The organism is Synechococcus sp. H55.2 (assembly GCF_047462495.1).
In the GTDB taxonomy this organism is placed as follows: Bacteria; Cyanobacteriota; Cyanobacteriia; order Thermostichales; family Thermostichaceae; genus Thermostichus.
In genome coordinates this window covers 1-6,520 of sequence record NZ_JANSJH010000086.1, presented here as the reverse complement: position 1 = coordinate 6,520, position 6,520 = coordinate 1, and the positions used below count along the sequence as shown (strand labels likewise).

Below are 6,520 nucleotides of genomic sequence, written 5' to 3'. Positions count from 1 at the left end.
TGGCGGAAAAGTTGTAGAGACCGCCTTTGATATAGGCAAGGTTACCGGGTCAGTTGCGCAAACTGTCATTGGTACAGGTATCGATACCATCCAAAAAGTTGGAGAAATTCTTCTTGGCACGGGTCAAGCCACTTTCGAAGTCAGCCAGAAAGTTACAGAAATTATTGTTGAAAAGATTAAAGACTATATTTTCGAAGAATTTACCCATCATGAGCCTTATTTGATCTGTATTGAACCCTCCCTGGGTTGGGACGAGGCCCTAGTTTTCATCAACGGTTTCCTTAGCGAAGGTGAAACCCAACCTTGGGAAAAAAGACTGTTGTGGGAAACACTCCGACGTGCCGGATGGCAGGGATCCCTGTACTACCTTTGGTGGGATGCTTCCAACCCGGCGAGTTTGACCTTGTCCCCTCTGAAGCTAGGGGTAGGACTACTTGCCCACTGGGAAGCCCACAAAGCAAAGGCCAAAGAAGTGGGACTGAAGTACGCCTATCCCCTGCTCTCTGCTTTGCCGGAAAGGCAGATTACCCTGATGGGGTTTTCTTTGGGGGCAAGGGTAGCCTACTACATCATGCGCGGTTGGCCCCAGACTGCAGATCGGCGTCTTAAAGATGTTATCTTGCTCAGCGGTGCTGTTAGGAGGCAGGCCGATAAGAACTGGAGTCTACATATAGAAAATATCACCGGAAAGTTGGTGAATATCTACAACGAAGACGATTGGGTTCTGGCCTACGTCTTCAAAGCCCCTTCCCTCAACCGCAGCCCCTGTGGGATCAAGCCAATTAGAGAGTTTCACCCCAGAATTGAAAACCTCAATGCCACTCACCTAATCGGTTCAGGAGAGCATAGCTGTAAAGCCTATCTGCCTCACTTGGAGTTTCTTCTGGATCAAAAGCTGGACTGGAAAGCGCGCAGCAGCCGTTTGTTATAGGTCATGTTGATTTTTGACATTGAAGCCAGAAGAGAGCGGCGGCAACTGTAGAGAAAGGTGTTGATCTCCAACTCCCCTCTCCCCTTGTGGGAGAGGGGGGGCGAATAGCGGTTGGGGCATGAAGCGGTCACTTAGCTGCGCAAGGTAACCGGAAATTGTTTTGCCAACTGGGCCCTCACCTGGTTTTGCAGGGCTTCTACCTCCGCATCTGTCAGGGTGCGATCGGCAGCGCGGTACACCAGGCGAAAGGCAAGGCTGCGCTGCCCCTCAGGTACTCCTTGGCCACGGTACTCGTCGAAAAGCTGCACCGATTGGAGAAGTTCTCCGCCGGCTTGGCGAATGACTTTCTCGATCTCGCCAACCGTGAGGTCAAGCGGCGCAAAGAAGGCGATATCCCGATCGGCAGCAGGAAAAGGCGAAAAGGGAGCAAATTGCACAATGCCTCGTCTCTCCAGGCTTTCCAGTAAGGGATCCAACTGCAACTCAAACCCATAGACCTGATCCGGCAGGCCCTTTTCCTGGCAAAGGCGGGGGTGCAACTGGCCGAACAAGCCGATGCGGGATCCTGCGATCCACAGGCCGGCCTGACGACCGGGGTGCAGCAGCGGCGATTGCGCCTCAGGGGGATCCAGACGCAACTCCGGGCCAAATCCCAGCCGCTCCAGCGCCGAGACCAGCAGCCCCTTGGCCTCAAACCAGTCCATGGGTCGGTTGCGGTGTTGCCAATCGTGGGGATTGGGATCCCCGCCCATAATGCCGCCGACATGCTCGGCCTCTTGGTAAGGGTGGGGGCTGGTGGGCAGGGCATGGGCAAAGACACGGCCAATCTCAAAAGCTTGTAGCGGGCCGTTGCCTTGATCCCAGTTGAAGCGGAAGGCCTCCACCAGGCCGGGCAGCAGCGCCTTGCGCACAGCGGAGTACTCCGGCGAAAGCGGATTGGCGATTTTCACCAGGGAGCTGTCCTCTTCCGCCGGACAGAGGGAGATGTGGTACACCTCCGTCAGGCCAATGCCGCGCAGCACCTCTCGGATCTGGCGCGTGAATGTTTCTCGTGTCGAAAGGGATCCCACCTGCGGCTCGGTGGGCAAGGTTTCCGAGAAGCGGTCATAGCCGTAGAGACGGGCAAACTCTTCGATGAGGTCGATCTCCCGCTCAATGTCCCGCAGGCGATAGGGGGGAACGGCGACCTGCCAAACGCAGCGGGCCACAGTTGCCGTCTCGGTGGCGGGGGAGAGGGCACTCCGGGAGCTGACCTCCTCGCAGCGAGAGAGCCGAAAGCCCAAAGCAGACAAGATCTCTTCCACATCCGCTGCCTGCACCTCGTCCCCCAACACATCGATCAGCCGCGACAGCCGCAGCTTCAAGGTGCGCTCTAAAGGCGGACGTTGGTCGAAGCGGGTAAGGCCTACTACCGATCCGCCCGCCAGCTCCAAAATAAGCTCTACCGCCCGATCCCGAGCCTGATCGAGGGTGGCAAAGTTCACGCCTCGCTCATAACGGGTGGAAGCCTCGGTGCGCAGCGAGTGGGAGCGGGCCGAGCGCCGCGTCACCGCCGGATCGAAGAGGGCTGCTTCCAAAAAGATGCGGGTGGTGGTCGAGCTGACTTCGGTCTCTTCCCCTCCCATGACCCCGGCCAAGGCTACCGGTTGGCCGCCGGCCACAATGAGATGGCTGTCGGGCTGCAGGGTGCGGGTGTGGCCGTCCAAGGTTTTCAAGGTTTCTCCCGGTTGGGCCAGGCGCACTTCAAGGGTGGGCTTTTTCTTGCCCATGACCTGGAGCAGGCGATCCCAGTCGAAAGCGTGCAGGGGCTGGCCCCACTCCAGCAGGATCAGGTTGGTAATATCCACAACATTGTTGATGGGGCGCATCCCGGCGGCGGCCAGTCGGTGTTTCAGCCAGTCGGGGGAGGGGCCAACTTTCACCCCTTCGATCAACACGCCGCTGTAGGCGGGGCAGGCTTTGGCGTCAGCAATGCGCAACTGAAAGTTGGGGATGGGCTGGGCCTGCAGAGGCTTGATGGGCGGCAGGTGCAGCGGGCTGCGGGTGAGGGCGGCCACCTCGCGGGCGATCCCCACCATGCTCAGGGCGTCGGCGCGGTTGGCGGTGGAAGTCAGATCCAGCACCACATCGTCCAGGCCCAGCAGCGGGCGCACATCAGAGCCAAGCGGGTGCAGGCTGAGATCCAAATCGGGCGGAAATTCGTGGATCCCTGCCGAAGCTTTCTCCAGTCCCAGCTCGGCCAAAGAACAGATCATGCCCTCCGAGATCACCCCGCGCTTGTCGGCTTTGGCAATGGTAAGGGAGATGGCGGGCAAATAGGTGCCGGGCGTGGCCACCGCTACGAGGATCCCGGCGCGAGCGTTGGCGGCTCCACAGACAATGGTTGCAGGCCGATCGGATCCCAAATCCACCTGACAAACCTGCAGCTTGTCGGCGTTGGGGTGAGGCTCGGCAGCCAAGATCCTGCCCAGAACGACGCCGTCTGCCCAACTGCGGCGATCTTCGATCTCTTCCACCTCAAACCCTGCCAGGGTGAGGGCTTCCCCCAGTTCTTCCGGTGCAAGTTGGAAATCCACCAGTTCTCGCAGCCACTTCAAGGAGATGCGCATCGCTGAGCCATCGGTCAAACGCCGCACCCATTATCGCTCACCTGGCCCTCTTCTCCAGCCGGGATCCCGGCCCAAAATGTTGCTCTGGCCGGAGCCGGCAGGACAGGCTGGGATGCTAAAACGGTGAGAGCCAGATCCACCAGATGTGCCGATCGCGAGGTAATGAACCATGAGGGAAAACTGGACAGAACGGCTGCGCAACGGGCTGGTTGCCCTGGTGGCGGTGGTCATGGCGGCTGGCCTGTTTTTGGCTAGCCAAAGTCGTCAGGCAGGCACCCACCTAGAAGCTCTGGCCCAAGAGGCCATACCTTGGGAGCAAGCTCAAGCCAACGGCAAACCTTCTTTGGTGGAGTTTTATGCCGATTGGTGCACCACCTGTCGAGCGATGGCGTCTCTCTTGGCCGACCTAAAAAAGGAATTTGCCGATCAAGTCAACTTTGTCATGCTCAATGTGGATAATCCCAAGTGGCTGCCGGAGCTGAGCCGCTACCGGGTAAACGGGATCCCGCATTTTCTGTTTTTGGATCGGCAGGGAGAGGTGCTGGGATCGGCAATTGGAGAACAGCCGCCGTCGATTTTGCGGGCCAATGTGTTGGCTCTGGCCACTGGGCAGCCTCTGCAGTTGACCAGTATTGGGCCGGTGTCTGAGCTGGAGCGGAGTAGACCCACCCTCCCCAATCAGCCGGATCCCCGCAGCCACGGGTAGAGTTTTGGCCGAACAGAAGCACATTCACAACATGCGACATATAGCCATGCCGCTCCCAAAAACTTAAGACAAAGCAGATACGATGTCTTCAACTTTTCCCAGTTGGAGAAACCTCATGAAAAAGTGGATTGCCTCGGCTACAACCCTGGCCTTTTGTGTGCTGATCCTGGCTCTGTTTTGGCCCCATGCCACCCCTGCCCAGAGGCAGACCCTCAACCTCTACATCTGGTCAGAATACATTGATCCCGACATTCTCACGGCTTTTGAGAAAGCCACCAATAGCCGCGTGGTGGTGAGTGTGTACGAATCCAACGAGGACATGATCGCCAAGCTGCGGGGGGGCGGCGTCAGCCAGTACGACATCGTCGTGCCCACCGACTACGTTGTGCCCAACATGGTGGAGCTGGGCCTGCTGCAGCCTCTTAACAAAGACCTGATTCCCAACCTGAGCAACCTGGGCGAGAAATTTGTCGACCTGCCCTTCGACCCAGAGAACACCTACACCGCTGCCTACCAGTGGGGCACCACCGGCATCGGCTACCGCAAAGACCGCCTGCCGGAAAACTTCGAGCGCTCTTGGGGATTGATTTTCGACCCGCAGCAGCAGTACGGCCCCTTTGTGATGATCGATGAGATGCGCTCCATGATTGCCGCGGCAGCCCTCTACCTGGGCTTCGATATCAACACCACTGCTCGCTCCGAACTGCAGCAGATCCAGCAGCTTTTGATCGAGACCAAACGCCGCAGCGCCGGCCTCATCGGAGGCGTAGGAGGCAAAAATCAACTCGTCTCCGGAACGGCCAATGTGGCGATTGTCTACAGTGGCGACGCGCTGCAGGCGACCGAAGAAAACCCCAATATCGGCTATTTCGTCCCTCGCGAGGGCGCTCACATTTGGCTGGACGTGATGGCCATCCCTGCCAAAGCCCCCAATCCTGAGCTGGCCAATCGCTTCATCAACTTCATTTTGGATGCCGAGGTCGGCGCCCAGTTGAGCAACCACAACCGCTTCGCCACCCCCAACGCCGCAGCGCTGCCCCTGATCGATCCGGAAGATCGGAAAAATCCGGCCATCTACCCCGATGAAGAAACCTTTGCCAAACTGGGCTACCTCAAGGTGCTGTCAGGGGAAGAGCTGCGCCTCATCGACGCCCTCTGGACAACGGTGAAAAGCAGGTGAACGACTCCCGACACTCATCTTCGTTGAGTAAACACAACTTAGATAGAGTACGGCTTCACGCTTCACAGACTTGTTTGTACAGAGGTCTCAGCGTGCGGCCACCGTGCGACCCACGGCGGGAACCTCTCCAGAGATTTAACTTGTTCTCCTCAAGTGTAGGACGAACGGCTTTCATCCCGACACTGATTGGCTCTTGAGTCAACACAATTCACCAATACAGTGCGGAGCTTCCCGCCGATTAAGCTAAAGAACTGCAAAAGTTTTCCCCTATACACCTAAACCTTAAATTTTCTTGGGCAGAACCCCTGCAGCTTGGCTCAACCCTTGCCGCCTGTGGATAGATGTAAAGCTTTGTTTCAAGACCTGCCGTTTCTTTTGACATTTGAGGCTTTCTCCCAGACAAACCCAGCTTGCCCAAGGAAGCACTTCAGGCTAACCTACTTTTATCATTTGTGCATCCTGAGCATTTCAGGCTGTGAGGGTAATTATGGACACCCCTGTAAACACTTTTAGAGATGAGACTGTCTCTTTTTTTGTCAATCTTTGGTCCAGGCTTATCGATTTTATGCCCAATCTGCTGGCGGCGATTTTCATCCTAATTCTGGGTTGGATCGTGGCCACGGCGGTGGCCTTCGGCGTTCGGGGGCTGCTCAAGCGGACGCAGCTCGATAACCGCCTGGCTGCTTGGGTTTTGGGGCAAAAGCCTGGCGAGAAGCTGCCGCAAACGGAGCGCTGGGTGGCCGCTGCTGTTTACTGGATCATCCTGGCTTTTGTGTTGGTGGCGGTGCTGAATGCCCTACAGCTTCAGGCCGTCTCCGATCCGCTCAATCGGTTTTTAGGCGAAATCTTTGTCTATCTGCCGCGGCTGGGTGGAGCCCTGGTGCTGCTGGTGGTGGGCTGGGCGGTGGCCACGGTTGCCCGCCTAGCGGTCATTCGGGGGCTGCGGCGCTTTAACTTGGACGAGCGGCTGGTTCAGCCTCTTCACCAAGAGAGTGCTGCCGGTGAGGTGGGTACAGAAGGAACGGCTGCAAAGTCAGAGGGGGGGGCTGAGGTCGCTCCTTTTCTCTTGAATGAAGCTCTGGGTGACGCCCTCT

The 6,520-nt window shown here is 57.6% G+C and carries 5 protein-coding genes; 4 read left to right on the top strand and 1 reads right to left on the bottom strand.

Annotated features, from left to right (window positions below; translation table 11 throughout):
- On the top strand, positions 1-931 hold a 931-nt coding region (locus NW844_RS10180), incomplete at its 5' end, for a DUF726 domain-containing protein (protein WP_414335355.1).
- Between the two features lie 131 nt (positions 932-1,062).
- Here the strand turns inward: NW844_RS10180 and pheT are convergent.
- On the bottom strand, positions 1,063-3,540 hold the full coding sequence (pheT, locus tag NW844_RS10175) for a phenylalanine--tRNA ligase subunit beta (protein WP_414335353.1): 2,478 nt from the start codon (positions 3,538-3,540) through the stop codon (positions 1,063-1,065).
- A gap of 169 nt (positions 3,541-3,709) precedes the next feature.
- On the opposite strand from pheT, the gene NW844_RS10170 reads away from it, so the two are divergent.
- The 3 genes from NW844_RS10170 to NW844_RS10160 all read left to right on the top strand — a co-directional run.
- Complete coding sequence (locus NW844_RS10170; protein ID WP_414335351.1) at positions 3,710-4,246, top strand: thioredoxin domain-containing protein; 537 nt, start codon at positions 3,710-3,712, stop codon at positions 4,244-4,246.
- A gap of 115 nt (positions 4,247-4,361) precedes the next feature.
- The gene (locus tag NW844_RS10165; RefSeq protein WP_414335349.1) at positions 4,362-5,426 is read left to right on the top strand and encodes a spermidine/putrescine ABC transporter substrate-binding protein; all 1,065 of its coding nucleotides are present in this window, start codon (positions 4,362-4,364) and stop codon (positions 5,424-5,426) included.
- Positions 5,427-5,991: 565 nt separating this feature from the next.
- Positions 5,992-6,520, top strand: a 529-nt coding sequence (locus NW844_RS10160) for a mechanosensitive ion channel family protein (protein ID WP_414335347.1), incomplete at its 3' end; no start/stop codon positions are given.